Genomic DNA, 18457 nt, shown 5'->3' with positions numbered 1-18457 from the left:
CTTCAGACTGGTCGTCCGTGCCTAGTGGTCCGTTCGGCGGCGATAGCCTTCATCGGCCGGCCGCGCGGCGAAAGCGGAACCTGCGCCCGGGCCACGGGATCCGGTGCGCTCGCGTGCCGAGTTCCTGTCCCGCGCGCCGGCACGGTCGTTTCCTAGAGTGAGGTTGGCGGATGGCTGAGCGGACGGTCACGGAATCACTGGGCAGGTCGTCGGGGCTGCCGGGCGAGGGCGGGATCGGCGAACCGGAGCTGCGCCTGCTGCTGGCCGGACTGACAGCCGTGCGGGACGGGGATTTCCGTACCCGGCTGCCGGATACGGCCGACGGGTTGCTCGGGGAGATCGCCACCGTCTTCAACGGGATGGCCGACCAGCTGTCGCTGTTCACCTCCGAGGTGACGCGGGTGGCCCGCGAGGTGGGCACCGAGGGGACACTGGGCGGCCAGGCCGACGTACCGGGAGTCGGGGGCGCCTGGCTGGACCTCACGGATTCGGTCAACTTCATGGCCGGAAACCTCACCGCCCAGGTGCGTTCCATCGCGCAGGTCGCCACCGCCGTGGCCAAGGGCGACCTCTCACAGAAGATCACCGTCACCGCACGCGGGGAGATCCTGGAACTGAAGGAGACCATCAACACGATGGTCGACCAGCTCTCGGGGTTCGCCGGGGAGGTCACGCGGGTGGCCCGTGAGGTCGGCACCGAGGGCAGGCTCGGCGGTCAGGCGGACGTCAAGGGCGTCTCCGGTACGTGGAAGGACCTGACGGAATCGGTCAACGTCATGGCCGACAACCTGACCGCCCAGGTGCGCTCGATCGCCGAGGTCACCACCGCCGTGGCCCAGGGCGATCTGACGCAGAAGATCCGGGTGGACGCGCGCGGGGAGATCCTCGAGCTGAAGGAGACCATCAACACGATGGTCGACCAGCTCTCCGCGTTCGCCGACGAGGTCACACGTGTGGCGCGCGAGGTGGGGACCGAGGGCAACCTGGGCGGCCAGGCCACCGTACGCGGGGTCTCCGGCACCTGGAAGGACCTCACCGACAACGTCAACGTCATGGCCTCCAACCTCACCGGACAGGTGCGGTCCATCGCCCAGGTGGCCACCGCCGTCGCCCGCGGGGACCTCTCGCAGAAGATCGTGGTGGAGGCGAAGGGCGAGGTCGCCGCGCTGGCCGGCGTCATCAACACCATGGTCGACACGCTGTCCGCGTTCGCCGACGAGGTGACGCGGGTGGCGCGCGAGGTCGGCACCGAGGGCCGGCTCGGCGGCCAGGCACAGGTGCCCAATGTCGCGGGCACCTGGAAGGACCTCACCGACAACGTCAACTCCATGGCGAACAACCTCACGGGCCAGGTCCGCAACATCGCCCTCGTCACGACGGCCGTCGCCAACGGCGACCTGTCCAAGAAGATCGACGTGGACGCCCGCGGGGAGATCCTGGAGCTGAAGACCACGATCAACACGATGGTCGACCAGCTCTCCGCCTTCGCCGCCGAGGTCACCCGGGTCGCCCGCGAGGTCGGCAGCGAGGGCCGGCTCGGCGGGCAGGCCGAGGTCGAGGGCGTCTCCGGCACCTGGAAGCGCCTGACGGAGAACGTCAACGAGCTGGCCGGCAACCTGACCCGCCAGGTCCGGGCCATCGCCGAGGTCGCCAGCGCGGTCGCCGAGGGCGACCTGACCCGCTCGATCACGGTCGACGCCTCGGGCGAGGTCGCCGAACTCAAGGACAACATCAACTCCATGGTCGGCTCGCTGCGCGAGAGCACCCGGGCCAACCAGGAGCAGGACTGGCTCAAGTCCAACCTGGCCCGCATCTCGGGCCTGATGCAGGGCCACCGGGACCTCGCCGCCGTCGCCGAACTCGTCATGGACGAACTGACGCCGCTCGTGGCCGCCCAGTACGGCGCCTTCTACCTCGCCGAGGACCGCCCCGGCGGTACCGTGCTCACCCTCGTCGGTTCCTACGGCCGTCCCGCGGACGCCGAGGTGGGCACCCGGTTCACCCTCGGCGAGTCCCTCGTCGGGCAGGCGGCCCGCAGCCACCGCATCATCGCCACCGACCAGGTCCCCGGCGACTACGTCATCTCCTCCGGGCTGGGCCACACCACCCCGGGCAGCCTGATCATCCTGCCGATCGTGGTGGACGACCAGGTCCTGGGGGTGATCGAACTCGCCTCCTTCAGCGCCTTCACGCCCGTACACCGCGACTTCCTCACCCAGTTGATGGAGACCATCGGCGCCAACGTCAACACGATCGTCGCCAACGCCAGGACCGACGAGCTCCTCGGCGAGTCCCAGCGGCTGGCCGGCGAACTCCGGGCGCGCTCGGAGGAACTCCAGGTCCAGCAGGAGGAACTCCAGCGCTCCAACGCGGAGCTGGAGGAGAAGGCCGCCCTCCTCGCCAGCCAGAACAGCTACATCGAGGCCAAGAACCTGGAGATCGAGCAGGCCCGGCAGGAACTGGAGACCCGCGCACAGCAGTTGTCACTGGCTTCCACCTACAAGTCCGAGTTCCTGGCCAACATGAGCCACGAACTGCGCACCCCGCTCAACAGCCTCCTCATCCTGGCCCAGTTGCTGGCACAGAACCCCGCGCGCAACCTCACCCCCAAGCAGGTCGAGTACGCGGGCATCATCCACTCGGCCGGTTCGGACCTGCTCCAGCTGATCAACGACATCCTCGACCTGTCGAAGGTCGAGGCCGGAAAGATGGACGTCAATCCCGAGCGGGTGGACCTGCCCCAGCTGCTCGAGTACGTCGATGCCACCTTCCGGCCGATGACCACGCAAAAGAGCCTCGACTTCACCGTCACCACCGCCCCGGGCGCCCCCGACGACCTGCTCACCGACGACTCGCGGCTGCGCCAGGTCCTGCGCAACCTGCTGTCCAACGCCGTCAAGTTCACCGAGCGCGGCGGCGTCGAGCTCCGTGTCGAACCGGCGACGGCCACCGAGATCCCCGCCGGTCTTCCCCGACGCGGGCCCATACTGGCCTTCCGCGTTCGGGACACGGGCATCGGCATCCCCGAGCAGCAGCTGGAGTCCGTCTTCGGGGCCTTCCAGCAGGCCGACGGCACCACCAGCCGCAAGTACGGCGGGACCGGCCTCGGCCTGTCCATCAGCCGCGAGATCGCCCAGCTCCTCGGCGGGGCCGTGGTCGCGGAAAGCACACCCGGCCAGGGCAGTACCTTCACCCTCTACCTGCCGGTCAGCCGCGCCGACTACGAGGACGCCCCCCGTACCGACGCTCCTGTGCCGCTCCCGCCCGGCGGCACGTCCGGGGCGGCCGCTCCGGGCCGCCCGGGCACGCCCGCGCTCCCGGCGCAGCGGCGGGCCCGCCGCCTGCTGGTCATGGAGGAACGGCCGAACGGGCTGCTCTCCCTCGTCGCCGAAAGCGCCGCCCGGGACTTCGCGCCCCGCCATGAGGCGGCGGAGGAGCGCGGCGGGATCCAGGTGGTCAACGCCACGAGCTCGCGCGAGGCCGCCGCCGCCCTGGCGTCCGACCCCTTCCACTGCGTCGTCCTGGAACTCGACATGCCCGACGGCGAAGCGCTGCACTTCCTCGACGCGCTCGACGGGGACCCGGCCCTCTCCTCGCTCCCCGTCCTCGTCCACAACAACCCCCGGGTCAGAACGGGCCAGGAGGAGACCCTGCGGGAACGGTCCGCATCACGCCACGTGGAACTGCTGTCCAGTCTGGACGAGCTGCGGGAACGCATCGCGCTCCACCTCTCCGCCGAGCAGCCGGGGGACGTGCTGCCCCCCGGACACGGCGCCACGGAGCGGCAGCAGCCCGCCCACGTGCTCGACGGCGACCTGGCCGGACGCACCGTCCTCGTCGTCGACGACGACGCACGCAACCTCTTCGCCCTCAGCGGGATCCTGGAACTGCACGGCATGCACGTGCTCCACGCCGAGGACGGCCGCAAGGGCATCGACGCCCTCACCCACAACACGGGTGTCGACCTCATCCTGATGGACGTGATGATGCCCGAACTCGACGGCTACGCCGCCACCGCGGAGATCCGGCGGATGCCGGCGTACAAGGGCCTGCCCATCATCGCGGTCACCGCCAAGGCGATGCCCGGGGACCGGGAGAAGAGCCTCGCCGCGGGAGCCAGCGACTACGTGACCAAGCCGGTGGATGCCGACGACCTCATCGCCCGCGTCCGGCACTGGCTCACGCGATGACCGGCGACACGCAGCAGCACGACGATGTGCGCCCGCAGCGCGCGCCGGTCGGCGACCGGCCCGCGCGCGCCGTCCCGCACCAGGCGCCGACCCCGTTGGGGCGCCTCGTCGCCACGGTCGAACGGCTGCGCCGGGAGGTGCTGGAGGCGCAGGCGGCCGCCGACGGCCGGGCCCTGATCGAACTGGCCAAGGGCATTCTGATAGGGCAACTGCACTGCACCCCGGCCGCGGCGGCACGGCAGCTCGACGTACTGTGCCGCGACAGCGGGATGTCCCCCCTCGAACTCGCCGCCGACATCGTCAACCAGGCGTCCCGGGACCACGTCAGCGAGATCGCCGCCGAGTTCGTCGAGCGCGCCGGTGCGGCCGGCGACCCGGCAGAGCAGCACTCCGCGGTGTCGGTCCGGCTGCGCACCGCCGAGAGCGGCGTGCTCGCCGCAGCCGCCGACACCCAGGCAGTGGCCGAGTCCCTCCTGACGAACGCCCTGGGCCCGCTGGGAGCGGTCGCCGTCGCCGTGTGGACCGCGGTGCCCGACGGCTCGCTGGCCCTCGCCGGTCACGCCGGATTCCGCCCCGGGGAGGCCGACCGCTGGCGCCACGTACCCCCGGGGGTGTCCACCGTCGCCCGCCTGGCCCTGCAGGAGCGCCGACTGGTCACCCTCGCCAGCCTCACACGCGAAGGGCTGCCCTCGATCGGCCACCTCCAGTGGCCCGACGGCGGACGGATGGCCGTACCCACGGGCACGGGCGGACGGATCCACGGCGTCCTCGAGATCTGCTGGCCGCAGCCCCTGGCACCGCAGCCACCGCAGATCGAGCGCCAGGTCGAGGCCCTCGCCGACCTGTGCGCCCACACCATGGACGCCTCGCCCCCGCGCGACCTCACGACCACCGAGACGGTGCTCCCGGACGTCGCGGAGCTCATCGACCTCGCCGAGGGACTCCAGGACCCCGCCGTGGTGCTCACCCCGGTCCTCGATCCCGAGGGCCGCCTCAGCGACTTCCGGATCCGGCACGCCGGCAGCCGGTTCGTCGACCCGGTCGGACGGCCGCGCGGCGACGTCAACGGCGCCCTGCTGCTGGAGGCCTATCCGACGGCCGCCGGGGAGAGCGGGCTGTTCGACATCATCGAGCGCGTGCACGCGACGGGCGAGCCGTTCAGAGCCGAACGCATGAGCCTGACCGCGCTCGTCGACCAGATCCCGCTCACCTCGGTCGCCGACATCAGCGTCAGCCGTCACGGCGCCGCCGTCCTGCTCATCTGGCGGATCGAGGACGAGACGGCCCGGCTGGCCAACCTCCTCCAGCACGCCCAGCGCCTGGGCCGGATCGGCGGTTTCGAGGAGAACCTGGCCACCGGAGAGACCACGTGGAACGCGCAGCTCTACGCGCTGCACGGACTCCCGGCCACCGCGCCCCCGGTACGGCTCCAGGAGCTGCCGGGCTACGCCCACCCGGACGACTCCGCCGCCCTCGGCCGCTTCCTGCGGGCGGTGCTCCGCCACCGCCGTCCCGCGTCGGTCAATCTCCGCCTCCAGCGGCCCGACGGAATCACCCGTCACATCCGGGTCGTTGCCGAGCCCGTCCTCGACGCGGACCAGCGGCTGTACGCCGTGCGCGGCGCCTACCAGGACATCTCCGCCCAGCACTGGACCGAGGTCGCGCTGGCCGCGACCAGGGACCAGCTCGCCCACACCGAGGCCGAGTCCGCCGAACGCAACCGGCTGGCCCTCCAGCTCCAGCACGCCATCATGCCCCCCACCCCGCAGGCCGTCGAGGCCCCGGGCCTGCGGGTCGCCGTCCGCTACCGGCCGGCGGAGACCGAGTCGCTCGTCGGCGGCGACTGGTACGACACCGTGGTGCTGCCCTCCGGGCTGATCATGCTGTCCGTGGGTGACGTCGCCGGTCACGGCATCGAGGCGGCCACCGGCATGGTCGTGCTGCGCAACGCCCTGCGCGGCCTGGCCGTGACGGGTGCGGGCCCTGCCCAGCTGCTGTCCTGGCTGAACACGGTCACCCATCACCTGGCCAAGCACGTGACGGCCACCGCCGTCTGCGGCCTCTTCGACCCGAACACCAGGGTGATGCGCTGGGCGCGCGCGGGCCATCTGCCGCCCGTACTCGTCCGCGGGGGAGAGGCCGACGCCTTCCCCCTCATCGAGGGCCTGCTCCTCGGAGCCCTGCCCGACGTCACGTACGTCGAGCGGGAGGTGCAGCTCGAACCGGATGACACCCTGCTGATGTTCACGGACGGGTTGGTGGAGCGTCGGGACTCCTCGGTGCAGGACTCGCTCCGCCATCTCGTGAACGCGGCGGGCGCCGGAGCCGGGGATCTCGACGGGCAGCTGGACCGGCTCCTCGCCGAGAGCCGGTCCGACACGGACGACGACACGTGCCTGATCGGCATCCAGGTCGGCTGACGTCCGCGGCCGGGTCGGGTCAGGTGGCGTTCCTGAGCCGGTCGCGCTGGACCTGACAGGCGAGGGCGCGGCGCACCGAGGCCGGCGCGGGGGAGGCGGCGGCCTTGGCGGGAACGTCGAGGGCACGGCTGATCTCGTCGTACGCATGCCGGAAGGCGCTCGGGCACTCCTGGGGGTGGAGCTTCAGGTCCTCTTCGACGAGGCGCCGCAACTCGTCGACGTTCTGGGGTGTGAGGCGCTTCTTCCCTCGGGCGAGGGCGTGGACGTAGCGCGTGCAGCGGGCCGTGTCGAGGGTCTCGGAGATCTCCTCGGCAAGGCCCCACAGGCGTCCCTCCAGCCAGGGGACGTCGTACTGGTCGAGGGCGAGTCCCATCGGAGCCTCAGGTGCGTCGGCCTTGGCCTTCGTCACCTGCTTGGAGACGGCGGGCTGGCTCATGTCCGTGAGCCGGGCGATTTTGTCCTGGGTCCAGCCGAAGCCGAGGAACACCTTGATCATCTCGGCGCGCAGCCTGCGCATCTCCTCGCCGGCGCGAATGACCTCGTTCATGACGGCGAGCATCCGCTCGGCCTGTTGCTCGGTGAGGGCCTCGGGCTGCTGATGTGTGGTCACTTCGCCTTCCATGACTCGGTTATACACGAAGCCACCCCGCCTTCATAACCCGGTTGTACAACTTGGTTGTGGTTGGCATGATCCAGTGTCATGCCTACTTTCACCGCGCCCGACGGAACCCGGCTCGCCTACCGCACCCACGGCGAAGGGGACCCCCTCGTCTGCATCCCGGGCGGTCCCGCGGACTCCCTCTACCTCGGCGACCTCGGCGGCCTGTCCGCACACCGCCGCCTCATCGTCCTCGACCTTCGCGGCACCGGCCGGTCCGCGATTCCCGAGGACGCCTCCTCCTACCGCTGCGACCGCCTCGTCGACGATGTCGAGGCCCTGCGTGAACACCTCGGCCTCCCCCGGATGGATCTGCTCGGCCACTCCGCCGGTGCGAACCTGGTGATCCAGTACGCGGTCCGGCACCCGGAGCGGGTCCGCAAGCTCGCCCTGATCACCCCAGGTACCCGAGCGGTCGGCCTGCCCATCCCCGGGGACATGAGGCGAGAGCTCGCGCAGCGCCGGCAGAACGAGCCCTGGTTCCCGGCGGCGTTCAGTGCCCTGGAGGCGATCACCCAGGGCACGGGCACCGACTGGGACGCCATCAACCCCTTCTTCTACGGCCGGTGGGACACCGAGGCGCACCGGCACCAGGCGACCGCCCGGCCGGGCAATGACGAGGCCGTCGCTCTCTTCGGGGCGGAGGGGGCCTTCGCTCCGGAGCCGACGCGTGCCGCCCTCGGCGCCTGGCAGACCCCTGTCCTGCTGCTCGCGGGGGAGTTCGACCTGAACAGCCCGCCTGCCGCGATGGCCCGGTTCGCGGCGCTGTTCCCCGATGCCACGCTCGTCCTGCAGTCAGGAGCAGGCCACTATCCCTGGGTCGACGACGCCGACCGTTTCGTGGCGACGGCTGCGGCATTCCTCGGCTGAGGACCTGTTCGCGCCCGCTGCCGCAGGCGCCTCTCCTGATGCCCGATCAGGCGCTCGCCGCGGTCCGCGCCTCGGCGATGACCACGTCGAGCAGGGTCAGCAGGGCGTCGCGGGCGTCCGTACGGGAGCGGGCGTCGAGCAGGAGGACGGGCGTGGCCGGGTCGCGCAGGTGCAGTGCGGCGGCGATCTCCTCGGCGGTGTACGGCTGCTCGCCGTGGAAGCAGTTCGCGGCGATCACGAACGGCAGGCCCCGGCTCTCGAAGAAGTCGATGGCCGGGAAGCCGCGGTCCAGACGCCGCGTGTCGACGAGTACGAGTGCCCCCAGGGCCCCGTTCAGCAGGTCGTCCCACATGAACCAGAACCGCTCCTGGCCGGGTGTGCCGAACAGGTAGAGGACGACTCCGGCGTCGGCGAGGGTGATCCGGCCGAAGTCCATCGCCACGGTGGTCAGTGTCTTGGACTCGATGCCGTCGAGGTCGTCGACCCCGACTCCCGCGCTCGTGAGGCGCTCCTCCGTCCGCAGCGGCTCGATCTCGGAGACCGCCTCGACCAGAGTCGTCTTGCCGACTCCGAATCCACCGGCAATGAGGATCTTGACAGGGGACGCCTCCTGGACGGGAGCATCTGAGGTGTCATATCCGGGCAAGGTTGTCCCTGATTTTCATGAGCAGGTGGACATTGGTGGTCTCGGCGCCCTCCAGGGGCGGGCGGTGGTGGATGAGCCCGCGGTCCGCGAGTTCGCCGAGCAGAAGCGTCATCGGGGTGAGGCGCATGTGCATCCGCGCGGCGATCTCGGCGACCGCCAGTCCGCCCGACGGCGCGCACAGGGCCAGGATGGTCCGCCATTCGGTGGGCAGGCCGCTGAGGGCCTCGTCCTCGGTGACCGCCCCCACGATCGTGGTGTCCATGGTGAGGACGGTCTGCGGAGCGGCGGCCGTACGCCCGTCGGTCAAGGCGTACAGCCGGGTCCGGCGGAGGCTTCGGCGCTGCGGCTCGTCCGGCATTACGAGGTCGGCGCCGGTGTCGACGTCGGCGCCGGCGTGCGCTCGGGGGTGCCCAGCCATTCGCCGAGCGCCTGGGCGGTGCGCACCGCCTCGCCCCCCAGCTCTCCGAGCCGTGCCTTGCGGGAGGTCACCACGATGAGCGTGCTGCCCTCACCGCATCCGACGATGCAGAGGTAGCGGTCGTTCATCTCCACCAGCTGGCGGATGACCCCGCCGCCGCCGACCTCCCTCGATATCGCCTTCATCGTGGCGGCGATACCGGAGGACGCGGCCGCGATGCGCTCCGCCTGGTCCCGCTCCAGCAGGTAGGCACTGAGCTTGATCCCGTCGTTGGACAGGAGGACGGCTCCCTGGATGCCGGCGATCCTGCTCAGGTTGTTGTCCAGGACGCTGTAGATCATGTCGTTGGTTGTCGTGGTCATGGCTGATCCTGTCTGAGCTCTGCTTCCACTTTCTGGGTCCCCTCTTCATAGTCCGCCCAGGCGTCGGCCACCTCTTCGGGTGTCGCCGAGTCCCGGTCCGCGTCCGGCTCCGGGGCGTGGGGCACGCGGAGTTGCCGGGTGAGGTGGGTCTGCGGGACGCGCTCGGGCAGGGCCGGCCGCGCGCCGCCGCCGCCGGATCCGGAGCGAGCGGGCAGCGCCCGCCCGGTCGGCAGCCGTACGGGCATGGGGGCGGGGACCGGCCGGACCTCGGGGGCGGGCCCCGGTACGGGCGTGAGCACGGCGGCCGGCTCCGGATCCCGGTCGGTGGCCGGCCCGGGCTCCGCCGCAGGCACCGGCACCCGCTCGCCCTTCCGTTCGGCCTTCCTTTCGGTCGGCGCGAGCAGCTCGCTCGGCAGGATCACCACGGCCGCCGTCCCCCCGTACACCGAGCGCCGCAGCGTGACCCGGGCCTGGAGCTGGTCGGCCAGGTGGCCCACCACGAAGAGGCCCAGCCGGTGCGCGTTCTCCGCGAGGACGGAGTACGGCGGCGCCGTGTGCAGTCGCCGGTTCATCTCCTCGTACCCGGCGGCCGCCACACGCGGTCCGCGGTCCTCGATCTCGATCGACAGCCCGTCCGCCGCCAGTTCGGCGCGTACGACCACCTTCGACCGCGGCGGCGAGAACCGGGTCGCGTTGTCCAGCAGCTCCGCCAGCAGGTGGCTGATCTGACTGATCACGTGCGGCTGCACGCTCGCCTCGTCCAGCGCCTGGCGCTCGATCCGCCGGAAGTCCTCGACCTCTGCGGCAGCTTCTCGCAGCAAGTCGGCGAGGCGCATGGGTTCGGTGTGCGGGTCCGGGATCTCGCCACCGGCGAGGATGAGCAGGTTCTCGATCTGGCGCCGCATTCCCACCGTCAACTGGTCGGACCGCATCAACTGGGCCAGGAGCGCTTCGTCGTGGCCGAAGGCGTCCTGGATGTCCTCGGTCAGGCTCAGCTGGCGGCTGACGAGGTTTCCGGTGCGTGAGGCGATGCCCGAGGCGAACAGGCCGAAACCGTGCCGTTCGGCCGCGAGCTCCCGGTGTCCCTCGACGGACACGGCGACGACCCGGGCGAAGGCGTCGCTGATCCGCCCGACCTCGTCCTGGTGCCCGCCCACGGTCGGCAGCGCCTCGGCGTCGACGGCCTGCCCGCGCTGGAGCCGGGCCACCACCTCGGGCAGTGTCTGCTCGGCGATGGCGACCGTACGGGTGTGCAGGCGGTTCAGCCTGCGCAGCACCGACCGCGTGGTGAGGACCACGACCCCGGTGACCAGCAGCAGGGCGCCGCCGCTGCCCCCGACCAGCCAGTACACCTCGGTCTCCAGGTCGGAGGCCTTCGCTTCGGCGTGCGCGAGCACGCTTCGCGACCGGTCCGCGTTGAGTGCGGCCAACTGCGGCGCGAACGCTTCGTGCGCGGCACGCCAGCCGCCGACATCGGCCGGCAGCTTCGCCCCGGACGCGGTGTCCTGGTGGTTGCTGACCACGGCGTTCTCAATGCGGATCTTGGTGCGCCAGGCATCCGAGGCGGTGAGCTTGTCGTACGAGTCCTGTTCCGCGGGTGACAGGTACGGCACGATCCAGGTGTCGTACAGGTACCGGTGGGTGCCGACGGCTTCGAGCAGCTCCGAGAAACCGGTGGAGGCCAGCTCCTTGGACGGCCCGGCGAGCGCGAGGAGCGCGTCCTCGCGCGCGACCATCTCGGCCGCGGAGTACAGGGCGACGGCGGGCCTGCTCTCCTGGGAGAGTTCGGCGTCCTCCGCGTGGCTGAATTCATCCTGGTACGCACGGATGATGTCTCCGACCGTACCGGTGTAGTAGCCGACCACCTGTTCGGCGCTGCCGCTGTGGGCATCGGCGCGCTTGCGGTACGCGGTCAGCTGGTCGAGCCGGACGCCCACCTCGTCGAGATGGCCGCCGGTCTGCCCCGAAGGCTGCGCACCGCCGCTGTCGCCGATGCCCGAGACCCGCCGGAACTCGGCCGCCGCACGGTCCGTTGCCGCCCGCTGCTCGCGCAGGCCCTCGTCGGGGACGGAGCCGCCCGCCCACCGCGCCGCCGTCATCGCACGCTCCGCCTGCAGCTGGGTCATGAGCCCGACCAGGGGTACGCCGATGCGCTCGCCGGCTTCCACGTCGGCGCGCAGGTGCTCGGACTGGGCCAGCAACCGCTGGGCGGTCACGGTCACCTGGGCGGCCATCGCCACGGTCGGGACGACGGCCAGGCAGACCAGCATCGTACGGAGGCGCACGGTGCGGCGGCGGCGCCGAACGGCCGGCGGCGGCGGGCTCGGTGGACCTTCGGGTTCCATCGGAGGCATCGGTCCTCGGGAGCGGCAGAACGGGGGACCACGGACGGTTGAGCACAGTCCTCGGGAGAGGGCATGGGGGAACTGCCGACGCGGCCCCGTGGGGTGAGGGTGCCGATCATATCCAGCCAGTCCGAATAAACGGAGAGCTTACTTCCCTGCTGATGCGTGGTAAGGGGCCGATACCTCACCGGCGCCGAGATGTCCCCCCGGCGGCGGACTCGGAGTCCTCGGCGTGGTAGCGGCGAAGGAGCTCCTGCTCGGCGTCCGGGCGCGGGAACATGAAGAAGACCAGCAGCGCCCCCAGTGCGATCGCGGTGAGGCCGGCGGTGTACGCCCAGTCGTCGCCGTCGAGGAACGCCTGGCGCGACGCCGCGACGATCTGGTCGGCGTACTGGGGGTGCTGCTGGGCGACCTGCTCGGCGGACGCGAACGACTTCGTCAGCTCGCCCTGGACCTGGTCCGACACGTCCTTGCTCTCGGGAGACGCGGCGATCGCCGAGCTGAAGGCCGAGGCGTAGCCGGCGGTGAGCAGCACGCCCATGATGGACTGCATGATGGCCCCACCGAGATCCCGTTGCAGGTCCGCGGTGCCCGAGGCCATACCTGCCCTGCGCACGGGCACCGACCCTGTCAGCGAGTGCGACGCGGGCGTCCCGGCGAAGCCGACGCCGATGCCGGTGAACACGTAGGCAAGGCCGATCTGCCAGTAGCTGCTGTGCTCGCCCCAGAACAGCAGCATCCAGCCGAAGGCGAGGAAGAGGAACACATACCCGATCAGCAGAGTCGTGCGGGCGCCGTGTGACTCGACCAGCTTCGCGGACCGCGGTGCCACGATGACCATCATCACGACGAGGGGCAGGATGGCGGCCCCCGCTGCGACGGCGTCGTACTCGAGCACGTTCTGCAGGTACTGCTGGCTGACGAACGCCGACCCCATCAGGGAGCCGAACACGATGATTCCCGCGCAGGCAGCGACCCAGAAGGTTCGCCGGCCGGCGATGTGGAGGTCGTACAACGGGTTGGGAGCCCGGCGCTGACGCCAGAAGAACGCCGCTCCGGCAGCGAGGGCGATCACAGCGAGCCCTACGACCAGCGCCTCCTGGTTGGGGACGGCGGCGAAATTGATGGCCAGAATGAGTCCCGCGACCATGAGGACGGACAGGATGCCGCCGAGGTTGTCCACCGGTTCGGTCGACTCGTTGGCGTGTGCGGGGATGAACAGCAGAGCCATGACCAGCGCGACCAGGGCGAGGGGCAGGGTGATCAGGAACACCGACCCCCAGTAGAAGTGTTGGAGCAGCGCGCCCGCGGCCACCGGCCCGAGCATGGAGATGCCTCCGCCCAGAGCCGACCACAGCGCGATCGACTTCGTGCGCCCCGGCCCCGCCCACAGGGCGGTGATGAGCGCGAGGGTGGTCGGGTAGGCCATGCCGGCCGAGAGTCCTCCGAGGACCCGGGCCGCCACGAGGACGGTGTCGTTCGGCGCGTAAGCGGCGAGCAGACAGGCGGGGATGGAGAGCGCGATGCCGAGGAGCAGCAGCATCTTGCGCCCGTGACGGTCGCCGACCGCCCCGAGGTAGAGCACCGATGCGGCCAGGCCGAGGGAGTACCCCACGGCGATCATGTTCAGCGTGGTCTGTGACGAGTCGAAGGCCTTCCCGATCGCGGGCAGGGCCACGTTGGCCACCGACAGGTTCAGGTTGGCCACCGCGGCAACGATGATCAGGGACGCCAGGACGAGCGACGCGCGGGCCGGGGCCTCGCGCGGAGCGTCGACCCGAGGCGCGCCGCTTTCCGACATGAAGACCTCCGGGCAAAATTGGGCTTCGCGAGAGTCCTGCCTGGTCCGCCTCGCCGCACATCGCCTCCATTGGACATCGCCCACTGCCACAGAGGCGGTGCGCCGCGCCGCCCCTGTCGAGGATCCGTTCCTCCTCGGGGTCGGTGACATGGGCGGCGCGGGCCGGCACGGGCCCGAACAGACGGCCTAAGTGCGGTACGAGCAGGGCATCCATGGGCTCATCCGAGAACGACGCCGGCTCCTGTGGCCGAGCCGTCGTGGGAACGGGGGAGGGGTCACATGGCAAGCGCCGATCTGACGGCCGTCGTGGTCGCCGCGGTGGGTGTGACCGGGACGATGGTGGCGCCGCTGCTCGCCCAGTGGGCGCGGCGTCAGGAACTGGCGGAGGCGGCCGAGCGCGCGCAGCTCCAGCTCCGGCAGGACCGTGACGAGGGCGACTTGCAGCGCAGGCGCGACATGTACGCGGTACTCAACTCCGCGGCCCGCGCCTACCGTACGGCTGGCTACGACCTCGTCCTCGCTCTCAAACGTGGCGAGAGCGCCGACGGATCCGCCCTGGAGACGGCACGCACCTTCTACCGCGACCAGTACGCCCAGGCCCAGATGGTGCTGCCGGGCCGCGCCTTGAACATCGCCTCGGAAGTCAACCACTGCCTGAGCCTGGGCTACAGGCTGGTCAGGATGCTTCCGCCGGCCCACGCCGGCCACCAGGATGCGTGGAGCCGGGCGGAGACGTGGTTCCGAACGCCACTGGCGCAGGCCGTCTGGCTCCTGCGCCATGCCCTGCGCCAGGACTTGGGCGTCCTCGACGAGTTCCCCGACCTCGTGGACCTCGGCCAGCGGCTCAGGGCGGCCCGGAAGCGCCTGGAGAGGGAGTTGGAGACCGACCGGGACGGGTCCCCGTCGAGCGGCGGTTAGGGGCTGCGGGGTGAGCTCTATGCGGTGCCGGGGGGGGCAGAGTAGGGGCATGTCCACGTACGAGACGATGTCGTTCCACCTTGAAACCGAGCGCCTGATACTGCGGCCGTGGGCCGAGTCGGACGCGCCCGAGTTCCGCGCCCTGCTCTCCGAACGCGGCAACGGGACGCCCACGGTCGAACACACCCGGACGGCCATCGCGAAGCTGCTCTCCGCAACGGAGACGACGGGGATCGCCCTCCTGCCCATCCAGCGCCGCGACGAAGGCGACTTCATCGGCTATTGCGGGTTGATCATCGGCCGCACCACCGTGGAGGAGCCTGAAATCGCGTACGAGCTGTTCCAGCGCGCACACGGGCACGGCTATGCCACCGAGGCGGCCGGCGCGGTGCTCGCTCGGGTTCGAGCGGGATCACGTTTCCACGGAAGACAGCGGTGAAGTGGTATGGCTCACACGCCCGTTGACGTGACGGGGGGCTGTGGTTCCATGCCGCGGTGAAGAGCGACAGCGTGGCAGGCGAAAGTGCGTCCCCAACCGTCCGGCATCGGACTGATCGCGATCTCGGTGACTGCGTGCGGGTGTTGGCAGAGGTCCATGAGTGCGACGGCTATCCGGTGAACTGGCCCGACGCCCCACACGCATGGCTCACGCCGCCGGCGCTCACCGTTGCGTGGGTGGCGGAACTGGGCGGCCGCATCGCCGGTCATGTCGGCTTGTCCCGGAGTGACGCGGGGGACGTGGCGCCTGGGCTGTGGAGCGCTCGCGCAGGGGTGAGTCACGATGCGACCGCTGTGGTCAGCCGGCTGTTCGTCGCCCCGTCGGCCCGCGGCCTCGGGATCGGCGCACTGCTGATGGCGCAGGCCGTCGCAGAGGCACGGGATCGCGGTCTGCATCCGGTGCTCGACGTGGTGGCATCCGATGCTGCGGCGGCAGCCTTGTACGAGCGGCTCGGCTGGGAGCTGCTGGCCACGGTCGAACAGCAATGGAGCCCGGAGCAGCGGGTGGGCCTCCGGTGCTACGCGGCGCCCATCTGACAAGGCCGGGGCCGACGGCCCCGTGACCCACATGGCAGAAGGGCCCGGATCCATTTCAGGATCCGGGCCCTTCTGAGCAGTAGCGGGGACAGGATTTGAACCTGCGACCTCTGGGTTATGAGCCCAGCGAGCTACCGAGCTGCTCCACCCCGCGTCGGTGAACCCCACTCTACGGCACCGCCCGGCCGTGTTCGACCGGCTTTCTCTCGGGGAGCCGCCAGGCCGGGCGCTTCGGAATTCTGTGCCCCCACCGTGCTTCGTGCGAGTGAAGCAGCTGTCGAAGATCGCCGATCTTCCGCGGCCGCCGGAAGACTGTGCCGCAGGTTGGCGGTCCGTCGGCACGGCGGCACCACGACGCCACCCCCCACCTCCATCACACGAAGGCGGACGTCATGGCGAACGGTACGGTCCTGCTGGCCCTGCGGGAGGACCCTTTGGGCGGCGGCGCGAGTTCCGAGCAACTGCGCAGGATCGCCAAGGAGATCGAGAACAAGGGGCTGGAGACGCGCTGGGCCGCCAGCGCCGGTGACGCCCGGGCCACCCTCTACACGGAGGCGGGACTCGCGGCCGCCGTCGTCGCATGGGACCTTCCGCGCGGTCGGCGCGGGGCCACCGAGGAGGGGGGTGGCGCCGACGTATTGCGTGACATCGCGCGCCGCTTCAAGGACCTGCCCGTCTTCCTCCTCATGGCCGACGAGTCCGACCAGGACCTCGAACGCCTGCCCCTGTGGGTCTCCGAGGCGGTGGTCGGCTACATCTGGCCCCTCGAGGACACGCCCGCCTTCATCGCCGGCCGGGTGACCACCGCCGCCCGCGCGTACCATACGGACGTCCTGCCGCCGTTCTTCAAGGCCCTGCGCCGTTTCGACGACGCCCACGAGTACTCCTGGCACACCCCCGCGCACGCGGGCGGCGTCGCGTTCCTGAAGTCCCCGGCGGGACGCGCCTTCTTCGACTACTACGGCGAGCGTCTCTTCCGCAGCGACCTGTCGATCTCGGTCGGTGAGCTGGGATCGCTCTTCGAACACAGCGGCCCGATCGGTGAGGCGGAGCGCAACGCCGCCCGCGTCTTCGGCGCCGACCGTACGTACTTCGTCCTGCACGGCGACTCCACGGCCGACCGCATGGTGGGGCACTACAGCGTGACCTCCGACGAGATCGCGCTGGTGGACCGCAACTGCCACAAGTCCGTGCTGCACGGCCTGGTGATCTCCGGTGCCCGCCCCGTCTACCTCGTACCCACGCGCAACGGCTACGGCCTGGCCGGCCCGCTGCCCCCGGCCGAGACCGACGCGGCGGCGGTCGCCGCCCGGATCGCGGGCAACCCCCTCGCGGCGGGCGCGGTGTCGCCCGAAGCCCAGTACGCGGTCCTCACCAACTCCACGTACGACGGCCTGTGCTACGACACCGTCGCGGCGGCCCGGGCCTTCGCCCCCAGCACCCCCCGCCTGCACTTCGACGAGGCATGGTTCGCCTACGCGCGCTTCCACCCCTTGTACGCCGGGCGCTACGGAATGGCCGTGGGCCCCGACACGTTCGAGGGGCCCGAGCGACCCACCGTCTTCTCCACGCAGTCCACCCACAAACTGCTGGCCGCGCTCTCGCAGTGCGCCATGGTCCACGTCAAGTCGGCTCCCCGCGCCCCCGTCGAACACGAACGGTTCAACGAGGCGTTCATGATGCACGGCACCACCTCGGCGCTCTATCCGGCGATCGCCTCCCTGGACGTGGCCACCGCCATGATGGACGGTGCTCAGGGCCAGTGGCTGATCGACGAGGCGATCACCGAAGCGATCCGCTTCCGCCAGGCCGTCGTCCGTACCGGCCGCCGGATCGCCGCCGCGGGCGACCGGCCCGGCTGGTTCTTCGGCGTGTGGCAGCCCGACAGCGTCACCGACCCGGCCACCGGCGAGCGCATCCCGTTCGCCGACGCCCCGCCGGCGCTGCTGAGCCGCGAGGCAGGCTGCTGGCACCTCGAACCCGGCGCCGACTGGCACGGGTTCGCCGGCCTCGGCGAGGGCTACTGCATGCTGGACCCGGTCAAGGTGACCCTGACCTGTCCCGGCGTGACGGCCACCGGCGAGACCTCGCCCTGGGGGATCCCCGCGCGGATCCTCACCGCGTACCTGGCGGGCCGCGGCATCGTCGTGGAGAAGACCGACAGCTACACCACGCTCGTCCTCTTCTCCATGGGCATCACCAAGGGCAAGTGGGGCACCCTGATGGACGCCCTCATGGACTTCAAGGCCCTGTACGACGCGGACGCGCCGCTCGACCGGGTCCTGCCCGGTCTGGTCGAGCAGTTCCCGCGCCGGTACGCCGGCACCACCCTGGGCCGGCTGTGCCAGGACATGCATGAACACCTCACCCGCGCCGATCTGATCACTGCGCTCGACACGGCCTTCCAGCAGCTGCCGGAACCCGTCGCGCCGCCCCGGCGTTGCTACCAGCAGCTGATCCGGGGAGGTACGGAGCGCCTGCGGCTGGCCGAGGCCGCGGGGCGGGTCGCGGCCGCGATGGTCACGGTGACGCCGCCGGGCATCCCGGTGCTGATGCCCGGGGAGTCCGTCGGCGCCCCCGACGGTCCGCTGCTGCGCTACCTGGGCGCGCTGGAGGGCTTCGACCGCGCCTTCCCCGGCTTCCACAGCGAGGCCCACGGGGTCACGATCGACCCGGAGAACGGCGACTACCGGATCGAGTGCGTACGCCTGACGCCTGACGCCTGACGGGCAGGACCCGCCGGCAGACCTCCCCCTCGCCCGTGCCGCGGGAGCGGGGGAGGCACTGGGCTTCG

General features: G+C 71.0%; 12 protein-coding genes, 1 tRNA gene and 1 pseudogene. 7 read left to right on the top strand and 7 right to left on the bottom strand.

What is annotated here, in order from left to right; translation table 11 throughout:
• Positions 1–170: 170 nt before the first annotated feature.
• Both ACFYXK_RS28295 and ACFYXK_RS28290 read left to right on the top strand, forming a co-directional pair.
• A complete protein-coding gene (locus ACFYXK_RS28295; RefSeq protein WP_389413669.1) occupies positions 171–4190 on the top strand; it encodes a HAMP domain-containing protein in 4020 nt (1339 codons plus the stop codon).
• On the top strand, positions 4187–6610 hold the full coding sequence (locus ACFYXK_RS28290) for a SpoIIE family protein phosphatase (RefSeq protein ID WP_389413668.1): 2424 nt from the start codon (positions 4187–4189) through the stop codon (positions 6608–6610). Before ACFYXK_RS28295 ends, ACFYXK_RS28290 begins: the two co-directional genes overlap by 4 nt.
• 19 nt (positions 6611–6629) lie before the next feature.
• Here the strand turns inward: ACFYXK_RS28290 and ACFYXK_RS28285 are convergent, their stop codons facing one another.
• Positions 6630–7232 (bottom strand): sigma-70 family RNA polymerase sigma factor, encoded by a 603-nt coding sequence (locus ACFYXK_RS28285; protein ID WP_389413667.1) that lies wholly within the window; start codon positions 7230–7232, stop codon positions 6630–6632.
• Between the two features lie 78 nt (positions 7233–7310).
• Here ACFYXK_RS28285 and ACFYXK_RS28280 point away from each other — a divergent pair, with 78 nt between their 5' ends.
• Positions 7311–8138 carry an alpha/beta fold hydrolase gene (locus ACFYXK_RS28280; protein WP_389413666.1) on the top strand — a complete coding sequence of 276 codons (828 nt, stop codon included), beginning with the start codon at positions 7311–7313 and terminating at the stop codon, positions 8136–8138.
• A 46-nt stretch (positions 8139–8184) separates the two neighbouring features.
• Here the strand turns inward: ACFYXK_RS28280 and ACFYXK_RS28275 are convergent, their stop codons facing one another.
• The 5 genes from ACFYXK_RS28275 to ACFYXK_RS28255 all read right to left on the bottom strand — a co-directional run bounded on the left by ACFYXK_RS28275 (position 8185) and on the right by ACFYXK_RS28255 (position 13710).
• Positions 8185–8784, bottom strand: a complete 600-nt coding sequence (locus tag ACFYXK_RS28275; RefSeq protein WP_389413665.1) for an ATP/GTP-binding protein — start codon at positions 8782–8784, stop codon at positions 8185–8187.
• Positions 8771–9202: a DUF742 domain-containing protein gene (locus ACFYXK_RS28270; RefSeq protein ID WP_389413664.1), complete on the bottom strand. Its 432-nt coding sequence runs from the start codon at positions 9200–9202 to the stop codon at positions 8771–8773. Before ACFYXK_RS28270 ends, ACFYXK_RS28275 begins: the two co-directional genes overlap by 14 nt.
• On the bottom strand, positions 9142–9564 hold the full coding sequence (locus ACFYXK_RS28265) for a roadblock/LC7 domain-containing protein (protein WP_389413663.1): 423 nt from the start codon (positions 9562–9564) through the stop codon (positions 9142–9144). Before ACFYXK_RS28265 ends, ACFYXK_RS28270 begins: the two co-directional genes overlap by 61 nt.
• The gene (locus ACFYXK_RS28260) at positions 9561–11849 is read right to left on the bottom strand and encodes a nitrate- and nitrite sensing domain-containing protein (protein WP_389413662.1); all 2289 of its coding nucleotides are present in this window, start codon (positions 11847–11849) and stop codon (positions 9561–9563) included. The genes ACFYXK_RS28265 and ACFYXK_RS28260 overlap by 4 nt, the downstream gene beginning before the upstream one ends.
• 244 nt (positions 11850–12093) lie before the next feature.
• Complete coding sequence (locus ACFYXK_RS28255) at positions 12094–13710, bottom strand: MFS transporter (protein WP_389413661.1); 1617 nt, start codon at positions 13708–13710, stop codon at positions 12094–12096.
• Between the two features lie 279 nt (positions 13711–13989).
• On the opposite strand from ACFYXK_RS28255, the gene ACFYXK_RS28250 reads away from it, so the two are divergent.
• The 3 genes and pseudogenes from ACFYXK_RS28250 (at position 13990) to ACFYXK_RS28240 (ending at position 15663) form a co-directional block, all read left to right on the top strand.
• The gene (locus ACFYXK_RS28250) at positions 13990–14628 is read left to right on the top strand and encodes a hypothetical protein (protein ID WP_389413660.1); all 639 of its coding nucleotides are present in this window, start codon (positions 13990–13992) and stop codon (positions 14626–14628) included.
• A 49-nt stretch (positions 14629–14677) separates the two neighbouring features.
• Positions 14678–15098, top strand: a pseudogene (locus ACFYXK_RS28245) (GNAT family N-acetyltransferase).
• 25 nt (positions 15099–15123) lie between these two features.
• Positions 15124–15663 (top strand): GNAT family N-acetyltransferase, encoded by a 540-nt coding sequence (locus ACFYXK_RS28240; protein WP_389413659.1) that lies wholly within the window; start codon positions 15124–15126, stop codon positions 15661–15663.
• Between the two features lie 80 nt (positions 15664–15743).
• Here ACFYXK_RS28240 and ACFYXK_RS28235 read toward each other — a convergent pair.
• Positions 15744–15817, bottom strand: a tRNA-Met gene (locus ACFYXK_RS28235).
• A 238-nt stretch (positions 15818–16055) separates the two neighbouring features.
• Between ACFYXK_RS28235 and ACFYXK_RS28230 the strand changes: the two genes are divergently transcribed.
• Positions 16056–18389, top strand: coding sequence for an Orn/Lys/Arg decarboxylase N-terminal domain-containing protein (locus ACFYXK_RS28230; protein ID WP_389413658.1), 2334 nt, complete (start codon positions 16056–16058; stop codon positions 18387–18389).
• Positions 18390–18457: the final 68 nt, after the last annotated feature.

The sequence above is a fragment of the Streptomyces sp. NPDC002209 genome (assembly GCF_042890265.1).
Classification (GTDB): Bacteria; Actinomycetota; Actinomycetes; order Streptomycetales; family Streptomycetaceae; genus Streptomyces.
Note: the sequence above shows the minus strand (reverse complement) of the source record. Positions and strands in the feature narration are given on the sequence as shown.